Origin of the sequence: Pseudomonas sp. B20(2017) (assembly GCF_002113125.1) — a bacterium.
Taxonomy (GTDB): domain Bacteria; phylum Pseudomonadota; class Gammaproteobacteria; order Pseudomonadales; family Pseudomonadaceae; genus Aquipseudomonas.
In genome coordinates this window covers 110,399-135,461 of sequence record NZ_NEJP01000015.1, presented here as the reverse complement: position 1 = coordinate 135,461, position 25,063 = coordinate 110,399, and the positions used below count along the sequence as shown (strand labels likewise).

The 25,063-nt window shown below is 61.4% G+C and carries 21 protein-coding genes; 16 read left to right on the top strand and 5 right to left on the bottom strand.

The features are described 5' to 3' along the window. Positions 1-32 precede the first annotated feature (32 nt). Positions 33-1,901 carry a hypothetical protein gene (locus tag CAF63_RS21560; protein ID WP_085688571.1) on the top strand — a complete coding sequence of 623 codons (1,869 nt, stop codon included), beginning with the start codon at positions 33-35 and terminating at the stop codon, positions 1,899-1,901. Positions 1,902-1,926: 25 nt separating this feature from the next. Next, positions 1,927-3,171, top strand: coding sequence for a metallophosphoesterase (locus tag CAF63_RS21555; protein ID WP_085688569.1), 1,245 nt, complete (start codon positions 1,927-1,929; stop codon positions 3,169-3,171). A 107-nt stretch (positions 3,172-3,278) separates the two neighbouring features. Here CAF63_RS21555 and gbcA read toward each other — a convergent pair whose 3' ends face one another. Beyond that, on the bottom strand, positions 3,279-4,571 hold the full coding sequence (gbcA, locus tag CAF63_RS21550; protein ID WP_085688567.1) for a glycine-betaine demethylase subunit GbcA: 1,293 nt from the start codon (positions 4,569-4,571) through the stop codon (positions 3,279-3,281). A gap of 281 nt (positions 4,572-4,852) precedes the next feature. On the opposite strand from gbcA, the gene gbcB reads away from it, so the two are divergent. Continuing rightward, positions 4,853-5,953, top strand: coding sequence for a glycine-betaine demethylase subunit GbcB (gbcB, locus tag CAF63_RS21540; protein WP_011336281.1), 1,101 nt, complete (start codon positions 4,853-4,855; stop codon positions 5,951-5,953). Positions 5,954-6,006: 53 nt separating this feature from the next. Here the strand turns inward: gbcB and CAF63_RS21535 are convergent, their stop codons facing one another. After that, the gene (locus CAF63_RS21535; protein WP_085688565.1) at positions 6,007-6,831 is read right to left on the bottom strand and encodes an NAD(P)-dependent oxidoreductase; all 825 of its coding nucleotides are present in this window, start codon (positions 6,829-6,831) and stop codon (positions 6,007-6,009) included. A 235-nt stretch (positions 6,832-7,066) separates the two neighbouring features. Then, entirely contained in the window at positions 7,067-8,107 is a 1,041-nt protein-coding gene (locus CAF63_RS21530; protein WP_085688563.1) for a low specificity L-threonine aldolase, read from the bottom strand. 127 nt (positions 8,108-8,234) lie between these two features. Between CAF63_RS21530 and CAF63_RS21525 the strand changes: the two genes are divergently transcribed. From CAF63_RS21525 to fdhA, 8 genes are all read left to right on the top strand, one after another. After that, the gene (locus CAF63_RS21525; protein WP_085688562.1) at positions 8,235-8,945 is read left to right on the top strand and encodes a TraX family protein; all 711 of its coding nucleotides are present in this window, start codon (positions 8,235-8,237) and stop codon (positions 8,943-8,945) included. A gap of 282 nt (positions 8,946-9,227) precedes the next feature. After that, the gene (gene glyA / locus CAF63_RS21520) at positions 9,228-10,481 is read left to right on the top strand and encodes a serine hydroxymethyltransferase (RefSeq protein ID WP_085688560.1); all 1,254 of its coding nucleotides are present in this window, start codon (positions 9,228-9,230) and stop codon (positions 10,479-10,481) included. 20 nt (positions 10,482-10,501) lie between these two features. Further along, on the top strand, positions 10,502-11,752 hold the full coding sequence (locus tag CAF63_RS21515) for a sarcosine oxidase subunit beta (protein ID WP_085688558.1): 1,251 nt from the start codon (positions 10,502-10,504) through the stop codon (positions 11,750-11,752). Between the two features lie 14 nt (positions 11,753-11,766). Next, complete coding sequence (locus CAF63_RS21510; RefSeq protein WP_011336273.1) at positions 11,767-12,096, top strand: sarcosine oxidase subunit delta; 330 nt, start codon at positions 11,767-11,769, stop codon at positions 12,094-12,096. Next, complete coding sequence (locus CAF63_RS21505) at positions 12,093-15,110, top strand: sarcosine oxidase subunit alpha (protein ID WP_085654007.1); 3,018 nt, start codon at positions 12,093-12,095, stop codon at positions 15,108-15,110. The genes CAF63_RS21510 and CAF63_RS21505 overlap by 4 nt, the downstream gene beginning before the upstream one ends. Positions 15,111-15,278: 168 nt before the next feature. Then, complete coding sequence (locus CAF63_RS21500; protein WP_039768018.1) at positions 15,279-15,911, top strand: sarcosine oxidase subunit gamma; 633 nt, start codon at positions 15,279-15,281, stop codon at positions 15,909-15,911. Positions 15,912-16,043: 132 nt separating this feature from the next. After that, positions 16,044-16,901 (top strand): formyltetrahydrofolate deformylase, encoded by an 858-nt coding sequence (purU, locus tag CAF63_RS21495; RefSeq protein WP_085688556.1) that lies wholly within the window; start codon positions 16,044-16,046, stop codon positions 16,899-16,901. A 174-nt stretch (positions 16,902-17,075) separates the two neighbouring features. Then, entirely contained in the window at positions 17,076-18,275 is a 1,200-nt protein-coding gene (fdhA, locus tag CAF63_RS21490) for a formaldehyde dehydrogenase, glutathione-independent (RefSeq protein WP_085688554.1), read from the top strand. A gap of 72 nt (positions 18,276-18,347) precedes the next feature. Here the strand turns inward: fdhA and CAF63_RS21485 are convergent, their stop codons facing one another. Continuing rightward, positions 18,348-18,563 (bottom strand): cold-shock protein, encoded by a 216-nt coding sequence (locus tag CAF63_RS21485; protein ID WP_085688552.1) that lies wholly within the window; start codon positions 18,561-18,563, stop codon positions 18,348-18,350. A gap of 582 nt (positions 18,564-19,145) precedes the next feature. Between CAF63_RS21485 and CAF63_RS21475 the strand changes: the two genes are divergently transcribed. Next, positions 19,146-19,703 (top strand): DUF2780 domain-containing protein, encoded by a 558-nt coding sequence (locus tag CAF63_RS21475; protein WP_085688548.1) that lies wholly within the window; start codon positions 19,146-19,148, stop codon positions 19,701-19,703. A 1-nt stretch (position 19,704) separates the two neighbouring features. Here the strand turns inward: CAF63_RS21475 and CAF63_RS21470 are convergent, their stop codons facing one another. Then, positions 19,705-20,592: an acyltransferase gene (locus CAF63_RS21470; protein WP_085688545.1), complete on the bottom strand. Its 888-nt coding sequence runs from the start codon at positions 20,590-20,592 to the stop codon at positions 19,705-19,707. Between the two features lie 307 nt (positions 20,593-20,899). On the opposite strand from CAF63_RS21470, the gene CAF63_RS21465 reads away from it, so the two are divergent. From CAF63_RS21465 to creD, 4 genes are all read left to right on the top strand, one after another. After that, a complete protein-coding gene (locus CAF63_RS21465; protein WP_007959815.1) occupies positions 20,900-21,403 on the top strand; it encodes an ATP-dependent zinc protease in 504 nt (167 codons plus the stop codon). A 74-nt stretch (positions 21,404-21,477) separates the two neighbouring features. Continuing rightward, positions 21,478-22,158: a two-component system response regulator CreB gene (gene creB, locus CAF63_RS21460; RefSeq protein ID WP_085688543.1), complete on the top strand. Its 681-nt coding sequence runs from the start codon at positions 21,478-21,480 to the stop codon at positions 22,156-22,158. Beyond that, entirely contained in the window at positions 22,158-23,573 is a 1,416-nt protein-coding gene (gene creC, locus CAF63_RS21455) for a two-component system sensor histidine kinase CreC (RefSeq protein WP_085688541.1), read from the top strand. The genes creB and creC overlap by 1 nt, the downstream gene beginning before the upstream one ends. An 82-nt stretch (positions 23,574-23,655) precedes the next feature. Next, positions 23,656-25,026 (top strand): cell envelope integrity protein CreD, encoded by a 1,371-nt coding sequence (gene creD / locus CAF63_RS21450; protein ID WP_085688539.1) that lies wholly within the window; start codon positions 23,656-23,658, stop codon positions 25,024-25,026. The last annotated feature ends 37 nt before the right edge of the window (positions 25,027-25,063 follow it).

The window sequence follows — 25,063 nt, the reverse complement described above, 5'->3', positions numbered from 1 at the left end:
ATCTCTCGGGTTTGCACAAGGAAATGGATGACATGGACAGCTACATCCGCTGGTTTCAACGCTTCATCTGGCTCGGCATTGCGATGAACATGGTGTTCGCGATCCCGGCGCTGTTCGCGCCGGGGTTGCTGACATCGGCGGTCGGCCTGCCGCCGCAACTCTCCGACCCGTGGCTGGAAAACGCCGGGATGCTGCTGGTGGGCATCAGCGTGTTCTACATGCCGTCGGGCTTCAACGCGCCGCGCTACGTGGTGCATTCCTGGCTGTGCGTGCTGACGCGGTTGATCGCCGTAGCGTTCTGGATCTACCTGATCAACACCAGCAGCCAGGGCTCGGTGTTCGTGCCGATGCTGATGGGCGACCTGAGCTTTTTCCTGATCCTCGGCATTCTGCTGTACCTCGGCACCACGCCTGAAAACCGGCCACTGGCGCTGCTCTGTGACGGCTGGCGCGAATGGCGCGCGGCGTGGGCGCGGCATTGGCAGAGTCACGCGTTCAAGGTCGGCACGCTGATCGTTGTGGCGCTGCTGGCGTTCATCGGTTACCAGACCTGGTATCAGATGCTGCGCGTGGTGCCGGAGCAGGAGTACGCCTCCGACGAAGATCACTACAAATACGCCGCGATTGGTTTGGGCATCGAAGCGCGGATTCCCTATTACCTGTTCTCGGTATTGCCGCAGATGTGCCCGGAAAAACTGCCGAAACCCGGCGGCTGGGAAGTCTTCGGTTTCCTGTTCGAGAACGGCAAGGACCTGCCGATCGGGATGGCCAAGCGGCAGATCGGTTATCCGACCGTCGAGCCGAACTGCGCGTTGTGTCACACCGGCTCCTACCGGGCGAATGCCAGCGACGTCGCGGTCAATGTGCCGAGCGCGCCGGCCAATACCCTGCAACTGCAAGCCTTCCAGTGGTTCGCCTACGATTGCGCCAGCGATCCGAAATTCACCACCGACGCGGTGATGGCGGCGATCAACAGCAAGTTCCAGCTGGGCTTTTTCGAGAAGCTCTACAACCGTTACCTGATCATCCCGATGGCCAAGACCGCGCTGCTCAAACAGAAGCAGGCCTACGCCTGGCAGAAGCTGCGCCCGCAACAGGGGCCGGGACGCACCGACACCTTCAACCCGACGAAAATGGTGGTGTTCGGCTTCCCGGATGACTCGACCATCGGCACCGTCGATCTGCCGCAAGTGTGGAATCAGAAACCCCGGGAATCGATGTACCTGCACTGGGACGGCAATAACAACAAGATCCACGAGCGCAACTACGCTGCCGCGATGGCCGTGGGCGCGACGCCGGAATCGGTGCTGCCGCCGAGCTTCAACCGGGTGACCAACTGGCTGCTCGGGCACACGGCGCCGGCGTGGCCGTGGGCGCTGGATCAGGCCAGGGTCGCTCAGGGCAAACCGGTGTGGGAGGCCAACTGCGCGGGTTGTCACGATTTCGGTCGCGTCGACACCGGGCAGGTCACCACTAACATCGACCAGCTCGGCACCGATCCGCACCGGCTGAACTCGTTCACTACCGGGCTGGTGGCGGCGTTCCATACCTTCAAGAAACCGCCGTTCGATTTCGGCGCCTACCGCAAGACCCAGAGCTACAGCAACACGCCCACCGACGGCATCTGGCTGCGCGCGCCGTACCTGCACAACGGTTCGGTGCCGACCCTGTGGGACTTGCTGCAACCGCCGGAAAAACGGCCGCAGGTGTTCATCACCGGTTCCGATGTCTACGACCCGGTCAACGTCGGCTTCGTGACCAGTGGCGCACAGGCCAAGGCTTCGGCGGATTTCACCTACGACACGCGCCTGGAGGGCAACCACAACAGCGGTCACCTGTACGGCACGACGCTGTCGGACGACGACAAGCGTGCGCTGATCGAATTCATGAAAACCCTGTGAACCCTTACGGATAGAGGATTACGTCATGTCAGCGGTCGGTCATCTGAAACACGAATACGACAAGGTCAAGGTGCGCCTGCACGGCCTGTTCACGCGCATCGAAATGGCCTGGATGAAGCTCATCAGCGAACTCGAGCCGCAGGAGTTTCAAGCCATCATCAAATTGCTCCAGCGCGGTCACGATCAGGCGCAATACGTGCTCAAGCACGGCGAGCTGCCGGACGACGAACCGGCGGTGCCGTGGGAACTGTCCCACGGCTTGTCGATCCTGCGCATCGGCAACGCGACACCGCTGCCGCAATCGCCCGATCAACTGCAAACCAAGGTGCTCAAGGACGGCACGCTGCTGGGCTGCCGCAAATGGGAACTGCTGGATCTGCTGTGGAGCGAGGCGCTGCTCAAGTGGATCGAAAACCTGCGCCATCACGCGACCTTCGGCACTGATCCGGCGCTGGTGAAAATGGAGCGCGACGTGACGCTGGCGATTGCCGGCGATTGGGGCACCGGGCCGTTCAACAGCCATGCGCCGGCGGTGTCGGTGGCCAATCAGATGCAACTGGCCAATGCCGATTTCACCATTCACCTGGGGGACGTTTATTACGCCGGCACCCATTCTCAGGAAGACACCGACATGGCGGGCTGGCCGATGGGCACCCGCGGCTCGTTCACCCTTAATTCGAACCACGAGATGTACAGCGGCGCCCACGGCTATTTCAAGGAACTGGCCGCGCGTTTTCCGGGGCAGCAGGGCACCAGCTACTTTGCCCTGATCAACGACGACTGGCTGATTGTCGGTCTGGACACGGCGTATGCCTCGGACGTCATGAACCTGTACATGGACGGCACCCTGAACAAGCCGCAGATCGAGTGGATGAAGGGCCTGCCGAAACGCAAGAAACTCATGGTGCTCAGCCACCATCAGGGCTTTGACATCACCGGGCACAACAAGACCGCGCTGTATCAGCCGGTGTGCGATGCATTGGGACGCGAGCCGGATTATTGGTATTGGGGGCATCTGCACAACGGCATCGTCTACGCACCACAGGGTGGGCTGCATGCGCGCTGTGCCGGGCACGGCGCGATTCCTTACGGCACCACCAGCGAGCTGAACGGACATTCGCGGGTGCTGTTTTCGGAGACGAAGGATGCTAACGATCCGGACTATCCGCTGCGGGTGTTGAATGGCTACGCGAAGATCAGGTTGGTGGGGGAGGAGATTTTCGAGGAGTTTATCGGGGAGGATGGCAGCGTGAGGTGGTCATCCAAGTGATGCGATGACAGTGATGACGCCATCGCTAGCAGGCTAGCTCCCACACTGGATCTCCGGTGCACAGAAATCCCCTGTGGGAGCCAGCCTGCTGGCGATGCTTTTTGCTTTTAGCCTTGGACAGGCACGCCTTTGAGGTACGGAGCAGGCTCGGCCCCGAGGTTGCTCAGCATCCGCTCGCTGTACCAGTCCACGAAGTTGACCACGCCGAACTCATAAGTCTTGGAGTACGGGCCCGGCTGGTAGGCGGTGGAGTTGATCCCGCGCTGGTTTTCTTCAGCCAGACGACGGTCCTGATCGTTGGTCGCGTCCCACACTTTGCGCATGCGTTCGACGTCGTAGTCCACGCCTTCGACCGCATCCTTGTGCACCAGCCACTTGGTGGTGACCATGGTTTCCTGGGCGCTGATCGGCCACACGGTGAACACGATGATGTGGTCGCCCATGCAGTGGTTCCACGAGTGCGGCAGGTGCAGGATGCGCATCGAACCCAGGTCCGGGTTCTTGATCCGGCCCATCAGCTTGGCGCAGCCCTGTTTGCCGTCCATGGTCATCGACACGGTGCCCTTGAGCAGCGGCATGCGCACGATGCGGTTGCGCAGGCCGAAACTGGCGTGGGCGTAAGGGATCTTTTCGGCTTCCCACGCGGCAGCGGAGGCGGCGACGTGATCCTTGAACGCCTGATCGGCACGCGGGTCGGTGACGTCGTCCCATTCCAGCAGGGTTTTCAGCAGTTCCGGGTGCGAACCGTTGCAGTGGTAGCACTCGCGGTTGTTTTCCAGCACCAGTTTCCAGTTGGCCTTTTCCATCAAGGTGGTTTGCACCGCCACCTTGGTGTTTTCCATGTCATACGGTTCCATGTAGTGGTTCAGGGTCGACAGGAAGTCATCGATGGCCGGCGGATTCTCGGCCAGGCTGATGAAGATGTAGCCGCCGGCAGTCTTCACGTTCACCGGTTTGAGGCCGTACTGGTTCATGTCGAAGTCGGCGCCCATCTCGGTGCCGGCGAACAGCAGGCGACCGTCCAGCTCATACGTCCACTGGTGGTAGTGGCAGACCAGCTTGGCGACCTTGCCCTTGTCGCTGGTGCACAGGCGCGAGCCACGGTGGCGGCAGACGTTGTGGAATGCGTGTACCACGCCTTCGGCGCCGCGGATCACGATGATCGGGTTCTTGCCGATCTGCAGCGTCAGGTAGTTGCCCTTGGCCGGGATCTCGCAGGTCATGCCGGCGATCAACCACTCTTTCTGGAAGATCTCCTGCATGTCGATATCGAACAGGCGCTCGTCGCTGTAGAACGGTTGCGGCAGCGAGAAGGTGCGCTCGCGTTCCTGCAGCATTTGTGCGGTGGCCTTGCGTGCGGGTTCCAGCGGGTCGCCCAGGCTGATTTTTGCGGTGTCCATCGATGAATTCCTCAAGGCCATCTGCGTGGCCGCGAAAGTGGCTGATCAGGGTTGCAGCGCAAGGTGTAAAGAAACCGTTTGTGTTGAGGGCGAGTGTGGGGCCGGCGCTTCCCGGAACCTTATCCATGGGCGACATGGTGCAATCTGTTCCCGACGCGCAACCCCCGGTGGTTGGGGGCTGGTCGCGATAAGTATGTGAATGTCGCGGATAGGTAAACGGGCCGTTCGCGCTATACGCAGAATCGCCACATGAAGGCCGACAGTCGGCCGTGGAGAACAGCATGTCGAACAGCTTCCTGAATCCGGTCACCACCCAGACCTGGGCCAATGGCCGACACATCGTCCGTTGCGTCAAAGTCATCCAGGAAACCTGGGATGTGCGCACCTTCTGCTTTATGGCCGACCAGCCGATCCTGTTCTTCTTCAAGCCCGGGCAGTTCGTCACCCTGGAGCTGGAGATCGAAGGCCAGCCGATCATGCGTTCGTACACCATCTCCAGCTCGCCGTCGGTGCCGTACAGCTTTTCGGTGACCATCAAGCGCGTGCCGGGGGGCAAAGTCTCCAACTGGTTGCACGACACTCTGCATGAAGGCCAGGAGCTGGCGGTGCACGGACCGGTCGGGCTGTTCAACGCCATCGATTTCCCGAGTCCGAAAGTGCTGTACCTGAGCGGTGGCGTCGGTATCACCCCAGTGATGTCCATGGCGCGCTGGTTCTACGACACCAACGGCAACGTCGACATGACGTTCATCCACAGCGCCCGCTCGCCGAAAGACATCATTTACCACCGCGAACTGGAACACATGGCGTCGCGGATCGACAACTTCAGCCTGCACCTGATTTGCGAGAAGCACGGCTTGGGTGAGCCGTGGGCCGGCTATCGCGGCTACCTCAACCACAAGATGCTGGAACTGATGGTGCCGGACTTCCTCGAGCGCGAAGTCTTCTGCTGCGGCCCGACGCCGTACATGACGGCGGTCAAACGCCTGCTGGAAAACGCCGGCTACGACATGAAGCGCTATCACGAGGAGTCCTTCGGCGCCACACCACCGGAAGCCCGCGCCGATGCAGTCGAGCAGGCGGAGCAGGCAGCAGAGGCACCGGAAGTCCCGGCGGCGGATCTGCACCTGGTGGAATTCACCTCTTCGGACAAGAGCATCCGCGTTGCGCCGGGCGAGACCGTGCATGCGGCGGCGGCCAAGGTCGGCCTGATGATCCCGAAAGCCTGCGGCATGGGCATTTGCGGGACGTGCAAGGTGCTCAAGCTCGGCGGCGAGGTGGAGATGGATCACAACGGCGGGATCACCGAGGACGACGAGGCGGAGGGGTACATTCTTTCTTGCTGCAGTGTGCCGAAGGGGGATGTTCGTATCGAGTACTGATGCCGGCATGAAACCTGTGGGAGCGAACAGGCTCGGTCCCACAGGTTTGTCGTTCAATCGACGAACAAATCCGTCATCAACTTCGCATCGCTCCCCGGTTCAAAGCGGTAATGATCGAACTCGGTCACACCGCTTTCGCGCAAGATCTCCTCATCAATCAACAACCGTCCGGTAATCCGTCGTCCGCTGCTGCCCAGAATAACGTGGGCGGCATCCGCCATGATCGCCGGCGTACGCGCATGCTTGAACGACTCCCGGTTGCCCAATTGAAACTCGATCGCCGCCGTGGCAATCATGGTCTGCGGCCACAGCGAATTCACACTGATCCCGTAGTTGGCGAATTCCTCGCTCATGCCGACCGTCAGCATGCTCATGCCGTACTTGGTCACGGTGTACGGGCTGTATTGCGCGAACCATTTGCTGGCCAGATTCAGCGGCGGTGACAGGTTGAGAATGTGCCCGGAGGATTTCTTCAAGTAGAGCAGGGCCGCCTGGCTGCACAGCAATACCGCGCGGGTGTTGATCTGGTGCATCAGGTCGAAGCGCTTGAGTTCGATGTGCTGCACACCGGTCAACTTGATCGCCCCGGCGTTGTTCACCAGTGCATCGATCCCGCCGAAATGTTCATTGGCCTGGGCCAGCGCCTGACGCACCGCGTCTTCATCACGCACATCCAGTTGCAGCGCCAGGGCCTTGCCGCCGGCCGCTTCGACTTCAGCGGCGACGCTGTGGATGGTGCCGGGCAATTTGGCGTGCGGTTCGGCGCTCTTGGCCGCGATCACGATATTGGCCCCGTCCTGTGCAGCCCGCAGCGCAATCTCGCGCCCGATGCCACGGCTGGCGCCGGTGATGAACAAGGTTTTGCCTTTTAGCGACATGCGCAAGCTCCTGCTTATTGTTATGTGAGCGATGGCTCGACAGACAATGTAGACCAAGCAGTGAAAGTAACGCGGTCTCAGATCATTCCCACGCTCCGCGTGGGAATGCAGCCTTTGACGCTCCGCGTCATGACGGTGGCAGGCGTTGAATCGGCGGTGCGGCAGGAACGCGGAGCGTCCCGGGAGGCATTCCCACGCGGAGCGTGGGAACGATCAACGATCAGAGCGGGAGGGATCAGGCCGACATGACGTCGCGGATGTCGCGCGCCAGTTCGCGTACGCGTTCTTCTTCGGTGTCCCACGAGCACATGAAGCGGGCGCCACCCTTGCCGATGAAGGTGTAGAAGCGCCAGCCGCGAGCGGTCAGGGCGGCAATCGCCGGTTCCGAAAGTTGCAGGAACACGCCGTTGGCCTGGACCGGGAACATCAGTTCCACGCCCGGGATGTCGCTGACCAGTTCGGCCAACAGTTGCGCGCAGTGGTTGGCGTGGCGGGCGTATTTGAGCCAGGCGTCGTTTTCCAGAATGCCGACCCACGGCGCCGACAGGAAGCGCATTTTTGAGGCCAATTGCCCGGCCTGTTTGCAGCGGTAGTCGAAGTCTTCGGCCAGTTTGTGGTTGAAAAACAGGATCGCCTCACCCACCGCCATGCCGTTTTTCGTGCCGCCGAAGCACAGCACGTCGACGCCGGCCTTCCAGGTCAGGTCTGCCGGCGAGCAGCCGAGGAATGCGCAGGCGTTGGAGAAACGCGCGCCGTCCATGTGCAGGTTCAGGCCCAGCTCCTTGCAGGTGTCGCTGATGGCGCGGACTTCTTCCGGGGTGTAGACGCTGCCGACTTCAGTGGCCTGAGTCAGGGTCACGACGCGCGGTTTCGGGTAGTGGATGTCCTGACGCTTGAGCGCGACTTCGCGGATCGAGGCCGGGGTGATCTTGCCGTTTTCAGTGCCGGCGATCAGCAGTTTCGAACCGTTGGAGAAGAACTCCGGGGCGCCGCATTCGTCGGTTTCGACGTGGGCGGTTTCCGAGCAGATCACGCTGTGGTAACTCTGGCACAGCGACGACAGCGCGAGGGAGTTGGCGGCAGTGCCGTTGAAGGCGAAGAACACTTCGCAGTCGGTCTCGAACAGCTTGCGGAAATAATCGGCGGCGCGGGCTGTCCATTCATCGTCGCCATAGGCGCGCTGGTGGCCGTGGTTGGCCTGTTCCATGGCAGCCCAGGCTTCAGGGCAGATACCGGAATAGTTGTCGCTGGCGAATTGTTGGCTCTTGTCGGTCATGGCCGGCTTCCGTGGTCGGTGCGCTTGTGGCGCTCCGTTGGTCAATGATGGTGCGCACTTTACCGAAGATCATCCGGGGAGCACACGGGATGTCGCTGTCAGAACTTTACAAGGATGCGAGCCGATTATGCACCTGAGCCAGCGCGACGGCGCACTCGATCTGCTCAAGTGGCTGGCGCTGCTGAGCATGCTGCTCGATCACCTGCGATATGTCGGGATCAGCGCCGATTGGCTGTATGTGCCAGGACGGCTGGCGTTCCCCTGGTTCTGCCTGGCGATGGCAGCGAATCTGGCCCGTGATGGCGCGCGCAAGACCGAATGGCGCTATCTGGGCTGGTTGTTGCTGTTCAGCCTGCTCAGCGAGATTCCCTACCGCTTGTACATTCCCGAGCCCGACACTTTGAACGTGATGCCCACGCTGGCGCTGGGTTTACTGGTGGCGCGGGGCTGGCAGGATCGAAGCGCGATTCCACGACTGCTGGGTCTCAGCGCCTTGTTGGTGGCTGCGTTGTTCCCGGAACAACTGATGTTCGGTCTGTTCGGTGTCCTGCTGCCACTGGCGATGTTGCTGGTGTTTCGCAAACCCTGGTATTTCAGCCTGCTGCCGGGCCTGGTGTGTCTGGCCGCGAATCAATGGCGGGTGCTCTACGAATCCGCGCAGTTCGGCAACATCGTCGCCATCCTCGGGATTGCGACCTGCCTGATCGCGCCACTGCTCGGAATGTTCCTGTTGCGACATGCGCGACATCTTCAGCCGCCTCCGATGCACCGCTGGGCCTATGCCCTCTATCCCGTACATTTCCTCCTGTTGGTCGCAGTACGCACGGCTTGCCTGTAACCCTGTGGGAGCGGGCTTGCCCGCGAATGCGCCGGGTCAGACAGCAATGATGTCGACTGGCACTCCCTCTTCGCGGGCAAGCCCGCTCCCACAGGGTTCTCCAGTGTTTTCGAGATGGAGTCTGGCGAGGGCTTTTCACGTCATGTCGTAAACGCACCTTTGCGTGGCGCCCGTAGGCATTTGACCTCCCTGCGCCGGCCATACCATCGCATCAAAGGGCACTGGCTGAACGCCGTGCCTTACCGAGACGAATGGCGCACAGATGCCGCTGGGAGAGACGCGATGTTCAGCAAGCAAGACCAGATCCAGGGTTACGACGATGCACTGCTGGCGGCGATGAATGCCGAGGAGCAACGTCAGGAAGATCACATCGAGCTGATCGCGTCGGAGAACTACACCAGCAAACGCGTCATGCAAGCGCAAGGCAGTGGCCTGACCAACAAATACGCCGAAGGTTATCCGGGCAAGCGCTACTACGGTGGCTGCGAGCACGTCGACAAGGTTGAAGCCCTCGCCATCGAACGCGCCAAGCAACTGTTCGGCGCCGATTACGCCAACGTCCAGCCGCACTCCGGTTCCTCGGCCAACAGCGCCGTGTACCTGGCCCTGCTGCAAGCGGGCGACACCATCCTCGGCATGAGCCTGGCCCACGGTGGTCACCTGACCCACGGCGCCAAGGTTTCGTCCTCGGGCAAGTTGTACAACGCCGTGCAGTACGGCATCGACACCAACACCGGCCTGATCGATTACGACGAAGTCGAGCGTCTGGCCGTCGAGCACAAACCGAAAATGATCGTCGCCGGTTTCTCGGCCTACTCGAAAACCCTCGACTTCCCGCGCTTCCGTCAGATCGCCGACAAGGTCGGTGCGCTGCTGTTCGTCGACATGGCCCACGTTGCCGGTCTGGTGGCCGCCGGTCTGTACCCGAACCCGCTGCCGTACGCCGACGTGGTCACTACCACCACCCACAAGACCCTGCGCGGTCCGCGTGGCGGCCTGATCCTGGCCAAGTCCAACGAAGAAATCGAGAAGAAGCTCAACGCCGCGGTATTCCCTGGCGCCCAGGGCGGCCCGCTGATGCACGTCATCGCCGGCAAGGCCGTGTGCTTCAAGGAAGCGCTGGAGCCTGGCTTCAAGGCCTATCAGCAACAAGTGATCGACAACGCCCAGGCGATGGCGAGCGTATTTATCAAACGTGGCTACGATGTAGTGTCCGGCGGCACCGACAACCACCTGTTCCTGGTCAGCCTGATCCGTCAGGGCCTCACCGGTAAAGACGCAGACGCCGCCCTCGGTCGCGCGCACATCACCGTCAACAAGAACGCCGTACCGAACGACCCGCAGTCGCCGTTCGTCACCTCCGGCCTGCGCATCGGCACCCCGGCGGTGACCACCCGCGGCTTCAAGGTGACCCAGTGCGTGACGCTGGCCGGCTGGATCTGCGACATCCTCGACAACCTCGGCGATGCCGATGTCGAGGCCAACGTCGCCCAGCAGGTTTCGGCCTTGTGCGCTGACTTCCCGGTTTATCGCTGAGCGTTCTGGAGTACATGACTATGCAACGCTATTCCGGCTTCGGCCTCTTCAAACACTCCCTCAGCCACCACGAAAACTGGCAGCGCATGTGGCGCACGCCGACCCCGAAAAAGGTCTACGACGTAGTCATCGTCGGCGGCGGCGGGCACGGTCTGGCGACGGCCTACTATCTGGCCAAAGAGCACGGCATCACCAACGTGGCCGTGGTCGAGAAGGGCTGGCTGGGCGGCGGTAACACCGCGCGCAACACCACCATCGTTCGCTCCAACTACCTGTGGGACGAGTCGGCTCACCTGTACGAACACGCGATGAAACTGTGGGAAGGCCTGTCTCAGGACCTGAACTACAACGTGATGTTCTCCCAGCGCGGCGTCTACAACCTGTGCCACACCCTGCAGGACATCCGTGATTCCGAGCGTCGGGTCAGCGCCAACCGCCTCAATGGCGTGGACGGCGAACTGCTCAACGCCAAGCAAGTCGCGGACGAAATTCCGTACCTCGACTGCTCGAAAAACACCCGCTACCCGGTGATGGGCGCAACCGTTCAGCGTCGCGGCGGCGTGGCCCGTCACGATGCCGTGGCGTGGGGTTTTGCCCGTGCCGCCGACGCCTTGGGCGTGGACCTGATCCAGCAGACCGAAGTGATCGGTTTCCGCAAGGAAAACGGCGTGTGCATCGGCGTCGAAACCAACAAGGGCTTCATCGGCGCCAAGCGCGTCGGGGTGGTCACCGCCGGTAACTCCGGGCACATGGCCAAACTCGCCGGTTTCCGTCTGCCGATCGAATCCCACCCGCTGCAGGCGCTGGTGTCCGAGCCGATCAAGCCGATCATCGACAGTGTGATCATGTCCAACGCCGTGCACGGTTACATCAGCCAGTCCGACAAGGGCGACCTGGTGATCGGCGCCGGTATCGACGGCTACAACGGCTACGGTCAGCGCGGTTCGTATCCGGTGATCGAGCACACCATCCAGGCCATCGTCGAGATGTTCCCGGTGCTGTCGCGGGTGCGCATGAACCGTCAATGGGGCGGCATCGTCGACACCACGCCGGACGCCTGCCCGATCATTTCGAAGACCCCGGTCCCGAACATGTTCTTCAACTGCGGTTGGGGCACCGGTGGCTTCAAGGCCACACCTGGCTCGGGCAACGTGTTTGCCGCGAGTCTGGCCAAGGGTGAAATGCACCCGCTGGCCGCACCTTTCTCCATCGACCGTTTCCACAGCGGTGCGTTGATCGACGAACACGGCGCTGCGGCTGTCGCCCACTAACAGGAGAAATCCCCATGTTGCATATCTTCTGTCCTCACTGCGGCGAACTGCGCTCCGAAGAGGAATTCCACGCATCCGGCCAGGCGCACATTCCGCGTCCGCTGGATCCGAACAGCTGCACCGACGAGGAGTGGGGCGACTACATGTTCTTCCGCGACAACCCGCGCGGTCTGCACCACGAGTTGTGGGATCACGTCGCCGGTTGCCGCCAGTACTTCAACGTCACCCGCGACACCGTGACCTACGAGATTCTCGAAACCTACAAGATCGGCACCAAGCCGCAATTCACCGACAAGGCTGACACTGCGAAAACAGCCACGACGGCGCTGGGAGAGAAGGTATGAGCCAGACCAATCGCCTGTCCAACGGTGGACGGATCGACCGCAACAAAGTGCTGAGCTTCACCTTCAATGGCCAGACCTACAAAGGTTTTGAAGGCGACTCGCTGGCCGCAGCCCTGCTGGCCAACGGCGTCGACATCATTGGCCGCAGCTTCAAGTATTCGCGTCCACGCGGCATCTTCGCCGCCGGTGCCGAAGAGCCGAACGCGGTGCTGCAGATCGGTGCGACCGAAGCTACTCAGATTCCTAACGTGCGCGCCACGCAACAGGCGTTGTACCAAGGCCTGGTCGCCACCAGCACCAACGGCTGGCCGAGCGTCAACAACGACATGATGGGGATTCTCGGCAAGGTCGGCGGCAAGCTGATGCCGCCGGGTTTCTACTACAAAACCTTCATGTACCCGCAATCGTTCTGGATGACTTACGAGAAGTACATTCGCAAGGCTGCCGGTCTTGGTCGCTCGCCGACCGAGGTCGATCCGGACACCTACGACTACATGAACCAGCACTGCGACGTGCTGATCGTCGGCGCCGGCCCGGCCGGTCTGGCCGCTGCGCTGGCGGCTGCGCGCAGCGGTGCGCGGGTGATCATCGCCGATGAACAGGAAGAGTTCGGCGGCAGCCTGCTCGACTCCCGCGAAAGCCTCGACGGCAAGCCTGCGATGGAGTGGGTGGCCAGTGTCATCGCTGAATTGAAGAACACGCCGGACGTGCTGCTGTTGCCGCGCGCCACGGTCAACGGTTACCACGACCACAACTTCTTGACCATTCACGAACGCCTCACCGATCACCTCGGCGACCGCGCTCCGATCGGCCAGGTGCGTCAGCGCATTCACCGCGTCCGCGCCAAGCGTGTGGTGCTGGCGACCGGCGCTCACGAGCGTCCGCTGGTCTACGGCAACAACGACGTGCCGGGCAACATGCTCGCCGGCGCAGTGTCGACCTACGTGCGCCGTTACGGCGTGGCACCGGGCAAAAAGCTGGTGCTGTCGACCAACAACGATCACGCCTATCGGGTGGCGCTGGACTGGCTCGACGCCAGCCTGCAAGTGGTCGCCATCGCCGACGCCCGCAGCAATCCGCGCGGCGCATTGGTCGAAGAAGCCCGCGCCAAAGGCATTCGCATCCTCACCGGCAGCGCCGTGATCGAGGCCCGTGGCAGCAAGCACGTCACCGCTGCCCGCGTGGCGGCGATCGATGTCAAAGGCCACAAGGTCACCAGTCCGGGCGAATGGCTCGACTGCGACCTGATCGCCAGCTCCGGCGGTTACAGCCCGGTGGTTCACCTGGCGTCGCACCTTGGCGGCAAGCCGATCTGGCGCGAAGACATCCTCGGTTTCGTGCCGGGCGAAGCACCGCAGAAACGCGTGTGCGTCGGTGGCATCAACGGCGTCTACGGTCTTGGCGATTCGCTGGCTGACGGTTTTGAAGGCGGCGTGCGCGCTGCGTCCGAAGCCGGTTTCCAGACCGTTGAAGCCGTGTTGCCGAAAGCCCTGAGCCGTCTCGAAGAACCAACCCTGGCGCTGTTCCAGGTGCCGCACGAGAAAGGTACTTCCCGGGCGCCGAAGCAATTCGTCGACCTGCAGAACGACGTGACCGCCGCCGCCATCGAACTGGCGACCCGCGAAGGTTTCGAATCGGTCGAGCACGTCAAACGCTACACCGCACTGGGCTTCGGCACCGACCAGGGCAAGCTCGGCAACGTCAACGGCCTGGCGATTGCCGCCCGTTCGCTGAACGTGACCATCCCGCAGATGGGCACCACGATGTTCCGTCCGAACTACACGCCGGTAACATTCGGCGCGGTAGCCGGCCGTCACTGCGGGCACATCTTCGAACCGGTGCGTTACACCGCACTGCATCAATGGCACCTGAAAAACGGCGCCGAGTTCGAAGACGTTGGTCAGTGGAAACGTCCGTGGTACTTCCCGAAGAACGGCGAAGACATGCATGCCGCGGTCAAACGCGAATGCAAGGCTGTGCGCGACAGCGTTGGCCTGCTGGACGCTTCGACCCTGGGCAAGATCGACATCCAGGGCCCGGATGCCCGCGAGTTCCTCAACCGCGTGTACACCAACGCCTGGACCAAGCTCGACGTGGGCAAGGCCCGTTACGGCCTGATGTGCAAGGAAGACGGCATGGTCTTCGACGACGGTGTGACGGCGTGTCTGGCCGACAACCATTTCGTCATGACCACCACCACCGGCGGCGCGGCTCGCGTCCTGCAGTGGCTGGAGCTGTACCACCAGACCGAATGGCCGGACCTGAAGGTGTACTTCACCTCCGTCACCGACCACTGGGCGACCATGACCCTGTCCGGTCCGAACAGCCGCAAGCTGCTCAGCGCCGTGACCGACATCGACCTGGCCAACGAAGCGTTCCCGTTCATGACCTGGAAAGAAGGTCTGGTCGGCGGTGTGCCGGCGCGGGTATTCCGCATCTCGTTCACCGGTGAGCTGTCGTACGAAGTCAACGTCCAGGCCGATTACGCGATGGGTGTGTTGGAAAAAATCGTCGAGGCGGGCAAGCAGTACAACCTGACGCCGTACGGCACCGAAACCATGCACGTTTTGCGGGCCGAGAAGGGCTTCATCATCGTCGGCCAGGACACCGACGGCTCGATGACCCCGGACGACCTGAACATGGGTTGGTGTGTCGGTCGCACCAAGCCGTTCTCGTGGATCGGCCAGCGCGGCATGAACCGTGAAGACTGCGTGCGTGACCAGCGTAAACAGCTGGTGGGCCTGAAGCCGATCGATCCGAACGTCTGGCTGCCGGAAGGTGCACAGCTGGTGTTCAACACCAAGCAGTCGATCCCGATGACCATGGTCGGCCACGTGACCTCCAGCTACGCGCACAACTCCCTCGGCTATTCGTTTGCCATGGGCGTGGTGAAGGGCGGTCTGAAGCGCATGGGCGAGCGGGTGTTCGCACCGCTGGCGGACGGCAGCGTGATCGAGGCGGAAATCGTTTCTTCGGTGTTCTTCGATCCGAAAGGCGATCGCCAGAACATCTAAAGGGCTCGGGCCTTGTGGGCGGGCAGTTGCAACGAGTCGTCTGACCGATTCGCGAGCAAGCCCGCTCCCACAGGGGAATGCGGTCGAATGTGGGAGCGGGCTTGCTCGCGAAGGCGGTAGAACAGCCGCCACATTCGCCGGAATAAACAGAATTCAGGAAGGTGTTTTATGACCGCAGCCAACGTTTACCAACAACGCCCGACCACCGGGGCCAAGGCCGAGTCGTCGCTGCATCACGCCGACCTCGCCAGCCTGGTCGGCAAGGGCCGCAAGACCGCCGGCGTGACCGTGCGCGAGAAGAAACTCCTCGGTCATCTGACCATCCGTGGCGACGGCCACGATGCCGCGTTCGCTGCCGGCGTGCACAAGGCCCTGGGCATCGAGTTGCCGGGCGCCCTGAGCGTGATCGTCAAAGGTGAAACTAGCCTGCAATGGATGGGCCCGGACGAGTGGCTGCTGATCGTGCCGAGCGGTGAAGAATTCGCCGCCGAGCAGAAACTGCGCGAAGCGCTGGGCGATCTGCACATCGCAATCGTCAACGTCAGCGGCGGCCAGCAGATTCTCGAACTGAGTGGCCCTAACGTGCGTCAGGTGCTGATGAAATCCACCAGCTACGACGTGCACCCGAACAACTTCCCGGTCGGCAAGGCCGTGGGCACGGTGTTCGCCAAGTCGCAGCTGATGATTCGCCACACCGCCGAAGACACCTGGGAACTGCTGATCCGCCGCAGCTTCTCGGATTACTGGTGGTTGTGGTTGCAGGATGCGTCCGCCGAATACGGCCTGAGCGTTCAGGCGTAATGATCGTTCCCACGCTTTGCGTGGGAATGCATCCCGGGACGCTCCGCGTCCCAAGAACGGACGCAGAGCGTCCATTGCGGCATTCCCACGCAGAGCATGGGAACGATCAGAGGCCAGCCCCAGGAGAAAACGATGAGCCGCGCCCCGGATACATGGATTCTGACCGCCGACTGCCCCAGCGTTCTCGGCACCGTGGACGCGGTGACGCGTTTTCTGTTCGAGCAGGGCTGTTACGTCACCGAGCACCACTCGTTCGATGACCGGCTCTCGGGCCGGTTCTTCATTCGGGTGGAATTCCGTCAGCCCGAAGGCTTCGACGAGCAATCCTTCCGCGCCGGCCTCGCCGAACGTGGTCAGGCGTTCGGCATGATCTTCGAGCTGACCGCGCCGAACTACCGGCCAAAAGTGGTGATCATGGTTTCCAAGGCCGATCACTGCCTCAACGACTTGCTCTACCGCCAGCGCATCGGCCAGTTGTCGATGGATGTGGCGGCGGTGGTCTCCAACCACCCGGACCTCAAGCCGCTGGCCGACTGGCACCAGATTCCCTACTACCATTTCCCCCTAGATCCGAACGACAAACCGGCCCAGGAGCGGCAGGTGTGGCAGGTGATCGAGGAGGCCGGCGCTGAACTGGTGATTCTCGCCCGCTACATGCAGGTGCTGTCACCGGAGCTGTGCCGCAAGCTCGATGGCAAGGCGATCAACATCCACCACTCGCTGCTGCCGGGCTTCAAGGGCGCCAAGCCGTACCACCAGGCCTACAACAAGGGCGTGAAACTGGTGGGCGCAACCGCGCATTACATCAACAACGACCTCGACGAGGGGCCGATCATCGCCCAGGGCGTCGAGGCGGTGGATCACAGTCATTACCCCGAAGACCTGATCGCCAAGGGGCGTGATATCGAAGGCCTGACCCTGGCCCGGGCGGTGGGGTATCACATTGAGCGGAGGGTGTTTTTGAACGCCAATCGCACGGTCGTTCTCTAGATCGCTTTCGCGAGCAAGCTCGCTCCCACATTGGAATGCGTACCCCTGTGGGAGCGAGCTTGCTCGCGATGAGGCCATAACAGGCAACACAAGAATCAGCATCTGTACCCGAGCACTTAACGCGCTGCCTGCCTGGGCGGCGCGGTTCCATAAAAACAACAGCGAGGTGAAAGCATGTCTGGCAATCGTGGTGTGGTGTATCTCGGCGCTGGCAAGGTCGAAGTACAGAAAATCGACTATCCGAAAATGCAGGATCCGCGCGGCAGGAAGATCGAGCACGGTGTCATCCTGCGTGTGGTTTCAACCAACATTTGCGGCTCCGACCAGCACATGGTGCGCGGCCGTACCACTGCCCAGGTCGGTCTGGTGCTGGGGCACGAGATCACCGGTGAAGTGATCGAGAAGGGCAGCGACGTCGAAAACCTGAAAATCGGCGACCTGGTGTCCGTTCCGTTCAACGTGGCTTGCGGGCGCTGCCGTTCCTGCAAGGAGCAACACACCGGCGTCTGCCTGACCGTCAACCCGGCTCGTGCCGGTGGTGCCTACGGTTACGTCGACATGGGCGACTGGACCGGTGGCCAGGCCGAATACGTGCTGGTGCCGTACGCCGACTTCAACCTGCTGAAACTGCCGGACCGCGACAAGGCCATGGAGAAAATCCGTGACCTGACCTGCCTCTCCGACATTCTGCCGACCGGCTACCACGGCGCCGTTACCGCTGGCGTTGGTCCGGGCAGCACCGTTTACATCGCGGGCGCCGGTCCGGTCGGTCTGGCCGCAGCCGCCTCCGCCCGTTTGCTCGGCGCGGCGGTAGTGATCGTCGGAGACGTCAATACCATCCGCCTGGCCCACGCCAAGGCTCAAGGGTTCGAAATCGTCGACTTGTCGAAAGACACCCCGCTGCACGAACAGATTGCCGCGCTGCTGGGCGAGCCCGAAGTGGATTGCGCGGTGGACTGCGTCGGTTTCGAAGCCCGTGGTCATGGTCACGACGGCGTCAAATCCGAAGCCCCGGCCACCGTGCTCAACTCGCTGATGGGCGTGGTGCGCGTGGCCGGCAAGATCGGTATTCCGGGCCTGTACGTGACCGAAGATCCGGGCGCTGTCGATGCCGCCGCGAAAATGGGCAGCCTGAGCATCCGCTTCGGCCTCGGCTGGGCCAAATCCCACAGCTTCCACACCGGCCAGACCCCGGTAATGAAGTACAACCGTCAGCTGATGCAGGCGATCATGTGGGACCGCATCAACATCGCCGAAGTGGTGGGCGTGCAGGTCATCAGCCTCGACCAGGCGCCGGAAGGCTACGGCGAGTTCGATGCGGGTGTGCCGAAGAAGTTTGTGATTGATCCGCACAAGTTGTTCAGTGCGGCGTAAGCGATGAGGCAATAAAAAAACGGCGACCTCGGGTCGCCGTTTTTTATTGGAAGACGAAAGGCTTCGGGTGTTTTATTCCGGCCGAACCTCTTCTGCCTGCATTCCCTTCTGTCCTTTTCTTGCAACGAAACTCACGGACTGCCCTTCTTTAAGGCTTTTGAAGCCGTCACTCTGGATCGCTTTGAAATGGACAAAAAGGTCATCGCCTCCACCTTGTGGGGTAATGAATCCGAACCCTTTTTCATCATTGAACCATTTGACGGTTCCTTTCACTCTCTCATCTGACATGTTCGTGCTTCCCGCTTCGTTTGATTGATTGACGCGTTACAAAAGCTTAGAGAACCGAGCCGGTCTGGCTACGTCCTCGTCTTGAGCCAGTCGGATGTTGATTGCATAAAACTGGCCTTTATCACTTTGCACAAGGTCATAAGTGACCTTTCGCCCCGCTTTGATATGTTTGAAGTCCGGATGGCCCCGGTCGATGCAGAAGATGATCGGCGAGACTTTTGAGTCTGGTATTTCATTGCGCTCTACGCATTGCTTTTCCATCGCCGTATCTCCCATTCAAATGGCTGGCGCCTGACCCTCGCTGTTTCCGAATCATTGATGCCACTTCACCGTATTCCAGTTCCGATGACTCGGTAACTGTCATATCTGACAGGTAAAGAAATCCTTTCGGCATCAACGCCCGCCTTTTTATGAGGGTGAGAAATAAAGGGTCGGTCCTTCGGCTGAAAGCGCGTCACGCTTCCTTCACAAACAGGATGTGAATATCCAGTTGCACGCCGGAACATGCTGCCGCCTACCCGGTCAAACCGGCAGTTTGATCGCCAGTACCGGGCGATCTTCACGCCACAAGAGGATGTCTGAATGAAGATTTCACGCGGTTTTGCCCTGGCATCGCTCCTGACCCTGGCGGCAGGGCCGGTGTTTGCCGGTTTCAGTTTGAATGATGTGGCCGGCGTGGTATCGGGCATGCAGGGCGGTGACAAGGCAGCAACGGCTGCGCCGACCTCGGAAACCGCCGGTCTGTTGAGTGCGTTGAGCGCGCTGGACTTGACGCCACAACAGGCCGTAGGTGGCACCAGTGCGATGCTGGGGCTGGCGAAGAACCAGTTGAGCAGCAGCGATTATTCCGAACTGGCCAAGGAAGTCCCGGGCATCGATCAATTGTCGGGCGGGGCTGGCAGCCTTGCGGCATTGAGCGGTTTGCTCGGCTCTTCGGGCAAGTCCGCCGGGCTGGAAAATGCGCTGGGCAACGTCAAGGACACCAATGACCTGAACAACGCCTTCGGTGCGCTGGGCATGGACAGCGGCATGATCGGCCAGTTTGCCCCGATCCTCCTGCAATACCTCGGTCAGCAGGGTGTTGGCGGTTCGTTGCTGCAAAGCCTGGGCAACATCTGGGGCACCGGCACCAACGGTTGACTCAGCGGCGCTCGCCCTTGAGTTCGGCGATGCGCTGATCCTTGAGAGTCCAGAGCTGGTTGACCCAGTTCTGGACCTTCTCGCGAAACGCCGGATCGTTTTCGTAATCGCCCTGCCACAGGGCCGGATCCAGCTCGCGGGTCTGGATGTCGACGATCACGCGCGGCACATTGCCGCTGATCAGGTCCCAGAACCCCGGAATCTTTTGCTGTGGATAAACCACGGTCACATCGAGAATCGCGTCCAGTTGTTCGCCCATCGCCGCCAGTACGAACGCCACGCCGCCCGCCTTGGGCTTGAGCAGGTGGCTGAACGGTGACTGCTGCTGAGTGCTTTTTGCAGCGGTGTAACGCGTGCCTTCCAGATAATTCACCACCGTCACCGGTTGGCGCTTGAACAGCTCGCAGGCGGCTTTGGTGATTTCCAGATCCTTGCCGGCCAGTTCCGGGTTCTTCGCCAGAAACGCTTTGCTGTAGCGCTTCATGAACGGGTAATCCAGCGCCCACCAGGCCAGGCCCAGGAACGGCACCCAGATCAGCTCTTTCTTGAGGAAGAACTTGAAGAACGGCGTGCGCCGGTTGAGGGTCTGGATCAGCGCCGGGATATCGACCCAGGACTGATGGTTGCTGATCACCAGGTAGGAAGTGTCGCTGCGCAGATCTTCGCCGCCGCGAATGTCCCATTGAGTAGGGATGCACAGGCGGAAGATCAGCTTGTCGATTTCCGCCCAGGTTTCGGCGATCCACATCACCGCCCACGAGGCGTAGTCGCGAAAGCGCCCCGGCAGGATCAGCTTGAGCAGGGCGAACACCATCAGCGGGCCAAAGAGCACGAGGGTGTTGGACAACAGCAGCAGGGTGACGAGACAGCCGGTGAGCAGGCGGCGCATAAGCAACTCTTGGAAAACGGATGGGCGCGCCATGATAAGTGGCTTCGGCCGGCAGGCCAAATCCGCTGGTGACGAATGTTTCACCTGTGGCTGGGTATGCTGAGCTTCCTGTTCTGTATTGACTGTGCCGGCCTCTTCGCGGGCAAGCCCGCTCCCACAGGGTTGGTGTCGTACATACAATCTGTGAGCGTCGCCGTACTTGTGGGAGCGGGCTTGCCCGCGAAAGCGATTTACGGGCGAACCAATTGTTCGCTGACTGTCTAAAATCTCGCGTCTGACGCCCCCATTTCCCAAGGAAGCCCCTTACGTGAAATCCCTCCTTGCACTGCTTTCCCTTGTCGCCCTGCCGGTGCTGGCCGCCGAACCGACCCTGTACGGTCGTTACGAATACATCGCGCTGCCGGAAATCGGCGGTGAAGTGCTCAAGGCCAAGATGGACACCGGCGCGCTGACCGCCTCGCTGTCGGCCAAGGACATCGAGACGTTCAAACGCGACGGCGAAGACTGGGTGCGTTTCCGCCTGGCCACCAAGGACGCCAGCAACAAGGTGTACGAGCACAAGGTCGCGCGGATCAGCAAAATCAAGAGCCGCTCGGATGAAGAAGACGAGGGCGAAAGCACCGAAGTGGCCAAGCGCCCGGTGGTCGATCTGGAACTGTGCCTGGGCGACGTCAAGCGTACCGTGGAGGTCAACCTGACTGATCGCAGCAACTTCAACTACCCGTTGCTGATCGGTGCCAAGGCCCTGCGCGAGTTTGGCGCGGCGGTGAACCCGGCACGACGCTTTACCGCGGATAAGCCGGACTGCTAAACCAAAGTGGTCTCATTGACGTAACGCCGGGCTTGGGGCACCGTTCGCGCACTTAACCCACAGGCTCGGACGCCATGCCTCATATCCTGATTGTCGAAGACGAAGCGGCGATTGCCGACACGCTGATTTTTGCCTTGCAGGGCGAGGGTTTCACCACGACCTGGCTGAATCTGGGGGCGGCGGCGCTGGAGCATCAGCGCCAGACCCCGGCGGATCTGATCATCCTCGACATCGGTCTGCCGGACATCAGCGGCTTTGAAACCTGCAAGCAGCTGCGTCGCTTCAGTGAAGTGCCGGTGCTGTTCCTCAGCGCTCGCAACGCTGAAATTGACCGGGTGGTGGGCCTGGAAATCGGCGCCGACGATTATGTCGTCAAACCGTTTTCACCGCGAGAAGTGGCGGCTCGGGTCCGGGCGATTCTCAAGCGCATGGCACCACGTCCGGTCATCGAAGCCTCCTCGGCGCTGTTTCGCGTCGATCCCGAACGCGTACAAATCAGCTATCGCGGCCAGCCTCTGAGCCTGACCCGCCACGAATTCCGTCTGCTGCAATGCCTGCTCGAACAACCCGAGCGGGTGTTCAGCCGCGAGCAATTGCTCGATGCGCTGGGCGTGGCGGCGGATGCCGGTTACGAGCGCAGCATCGACAGCCACATCAAAAGCGTGCGCGCCAAATTGCGACTGGTGCGCGCCGAGGCCGAGCCGATCCAGACCCATCGCGGCCTCGGTTACAGCTACAGTCCGGGGCACAGCTGATGTCGCTGGGGCTGCGGATTTTCATGGTGTATGTGCTGTTCATCGGCCTGACCGGGTATTTCGTGCTCAACACCGTGATGGAAGAAATCCGCCCCGGCGTGCGCCAGTCCACCGAAGAAACCCTGGTCGACACCGCCAACCTGATGGCGGAAATCCTGCGGGACGATTTCAAGGCCGGCACCCTCAACCAGAATCGCTGGCCCGAATTGCTCCGCGCCTATGGTGAGCGCCAGCCGAAAGCGACGATCTGGGGACTGGCGAAAAACCAGGTCAATCACCGTATCTACGTCACCGACGCCAAGGGCATTGTGGTGCTGGACTCCAGTGGTGTCGCGGTCGGCCAGGACTATTCGCGCTGGAACGACGTCTACCTGACCCTGCGCGGCGAATACGGCGCACGCTCCAGTCGCAGTGACCCGAATGATCCGAATTCTTCAGTGATGCACGTCGGCGCGCCGATCCGCGACAACGGCGCGATCATCGGCGTGGTCACCGTGGCCAAACCCAACAGTTCACTGCAACCCTACGTCGATCGCACCGAACGCCGTTTGCTCGGCTACGGCGCCGGGTTGATCGGCCTCGGCCTGCTGCTCGGCGCCGTGCTGTCGTGGTGGCTGAGTCGCGCGTTGCACCGCTTGACCGTGTACGCCCAGGCGGTGAGCGAGGGCCGTCGGGTGGCGGTGCCGCACTATCGCGGCGGCGAGCTGGAGCAGTTGGCGACCGCCGTGGAACAGATGCGCACCCAGCTCGAAGGCAAGGCCTACGTCGAGCGCTATGTGCACACCCTGACCCATGAATTGAAGAGCCCGCTGGCGGCGATTCGCGGTGCCGCCGAGTTGTTGCAGGGCGAGATGCCGGCGGATCAGCGATTGCGTTTCGTCGGCAACATCGACAGTGAGAGTGCACGGATGCAGCAGTTGATCGAGCGCCTGCTCAATCTTGCTCAGGTCGAACAGCGGCAGGGTCTTGAGGAGCGCGTTGCAGTGCCGCTGGCTGCGTTGGTGAATGAGCTGTTACAGGCACAAATGGCGCGCATCGAAGGCCGACAACTGCGGATCGAGCAAACCATCGCGCCGGATCTGGCGTTGATCGGCGAGCCGTTTCTGTTGCGTCAGGCGCTGGGCAATCTGCTGGAGAACGCACTGGATTTCACCCCGTCGCACGGTCTGCTGCGCTTTGGTGCCGAAAGAATCGGCGAGCGGGTCGAGCTTCGTCTGTTCAACGAAACCACGCCGATTCCCGACTATGCCTTGCCTCGTCTGAGCGAGCGTTTCTACTCTCTGCCACGCCCCGACAGCGGGCGTAAAAGCACCGGTCTCGGACTTAATTTCGTCGAAGAGGTGGTCAAGTTGCACGGTGGTTCGATTCGCATCGGCAACGTCGAAGGCGGGGTGGAAGTCGTTCTGCAGTTGTAGTCTCCACACAAACTCCACATTCCTCCCACAAAACCCCCACATCCCCTTTGCAGACTCTGCCCATCGAAACAGGGAGAGTCCCATGAACAAAAGTCTGACGATAAAACTCGGGGCCATTGCCCTGCTGATCCTGGTGTTGCTGGTGCCGCTGCTGATGATCGACGGCATCATCGATGATCGCCAGCAACTGCGTGATGGTGTGCTGGAAGACATTGCCAGAAGCTCGAGCTACAGCCAGCAAATCAGCGGGCCGGTGATGGTTGTGCCGTATCGCAAAGTGGTGCGCACCTGGAAAACCAAAGAGAAGAGCGACGAGCGATATCAGGAAATCGGCGAAGAACGTGGACGCTTGTATTTCCTGCCCGAGCGCTTTGAGCTCGACGGCCAGGTGCAGACAGAGCTGCGCGCCCGGGGCATTTACGAAGCGCGGCTGTTCCATGCCGACAACCGTATCAGCGGGCATTTCTCGCTGCCGGCGCAGTTGGGGATCAAGGAGGATTTTGCCGATTACACCTTCGATGCGCCGTTCCTGGCGGTCGGTATCAGTGATATTCGCGGGATTGAAAACGCGCTGAAGCTGGAACTGGGCGCGCAACGCCTGGACTTCGTGCCCGGTACTCAGGTCGGCTGGCTGGGCGAGGGTGTGCGAGTGACGCTGCCGGCGCTGGACACCGGCAAGACCACGGAGCTGGCCTTCGGTTTCGACTTGCGCCTGCAAGGCACCGGTTCGTTGCAGGTGCTGCCGGTGGGCAAGACCAGCCGCGTGAACCTCGCTGCCAACTGGCCGCACCCAAGTTTCATCGGCAACTTCCTGCCGGCCAAACGCGAGATCACCGATCAGGGTTTCACCGCCGATTGGCAGACCTCGTTTTTCTCCACCAACCTGCAAGAAGCGATGAGCCGCTGCGTGTCGGGCAATGATTGCGAGGCGTTCAACGGGCGCAGTTTCGGCGTGAGCTTCATCGATCCGGTGGATCAGTACCTGAAGAGCGACCGGGCGATCAAATATGCGCTGCTGTTCATTGTCCTGACGTTCGCCGGTTTCTTCCTGTTCGAAGTGCTGAAAAGCCTGGCGGTGCACCCGGTGCAATACGCGCTGGTGGGCGTGGCGCTGGCGTTCTTTTATCTGTTGCTGCTGTCGTTGTCCGAGCACATCGGTTTCGCCCTGGCGTACCTGTTGTCGGCCAGCGGTTGTGTGCTGTTGATCGGGTTCTACGTCTGCCACGTGCTGCGCAGCGTGCGGCATGGCGTGAGTTTTTCGGCGGGGCTGGCGGCGTTGTACGGCTTGCTCTACGGCTTGCTGAGCGCCGAGGATTACGCGCTGCTGATGGGCTCGCTGCTGCTGTTCGGTCTACTCGGTGTGTTCATGGTGCTGACCCGCAATCTGGACTGGTACGGGATCGGGCAGAAACCGGCCAAATCTTTGGAGTTCGATATCGGAGCGGTGCAATGAGCCGGTTTGTGGGATTGCGTGAGGAGCAGCGGGAGGC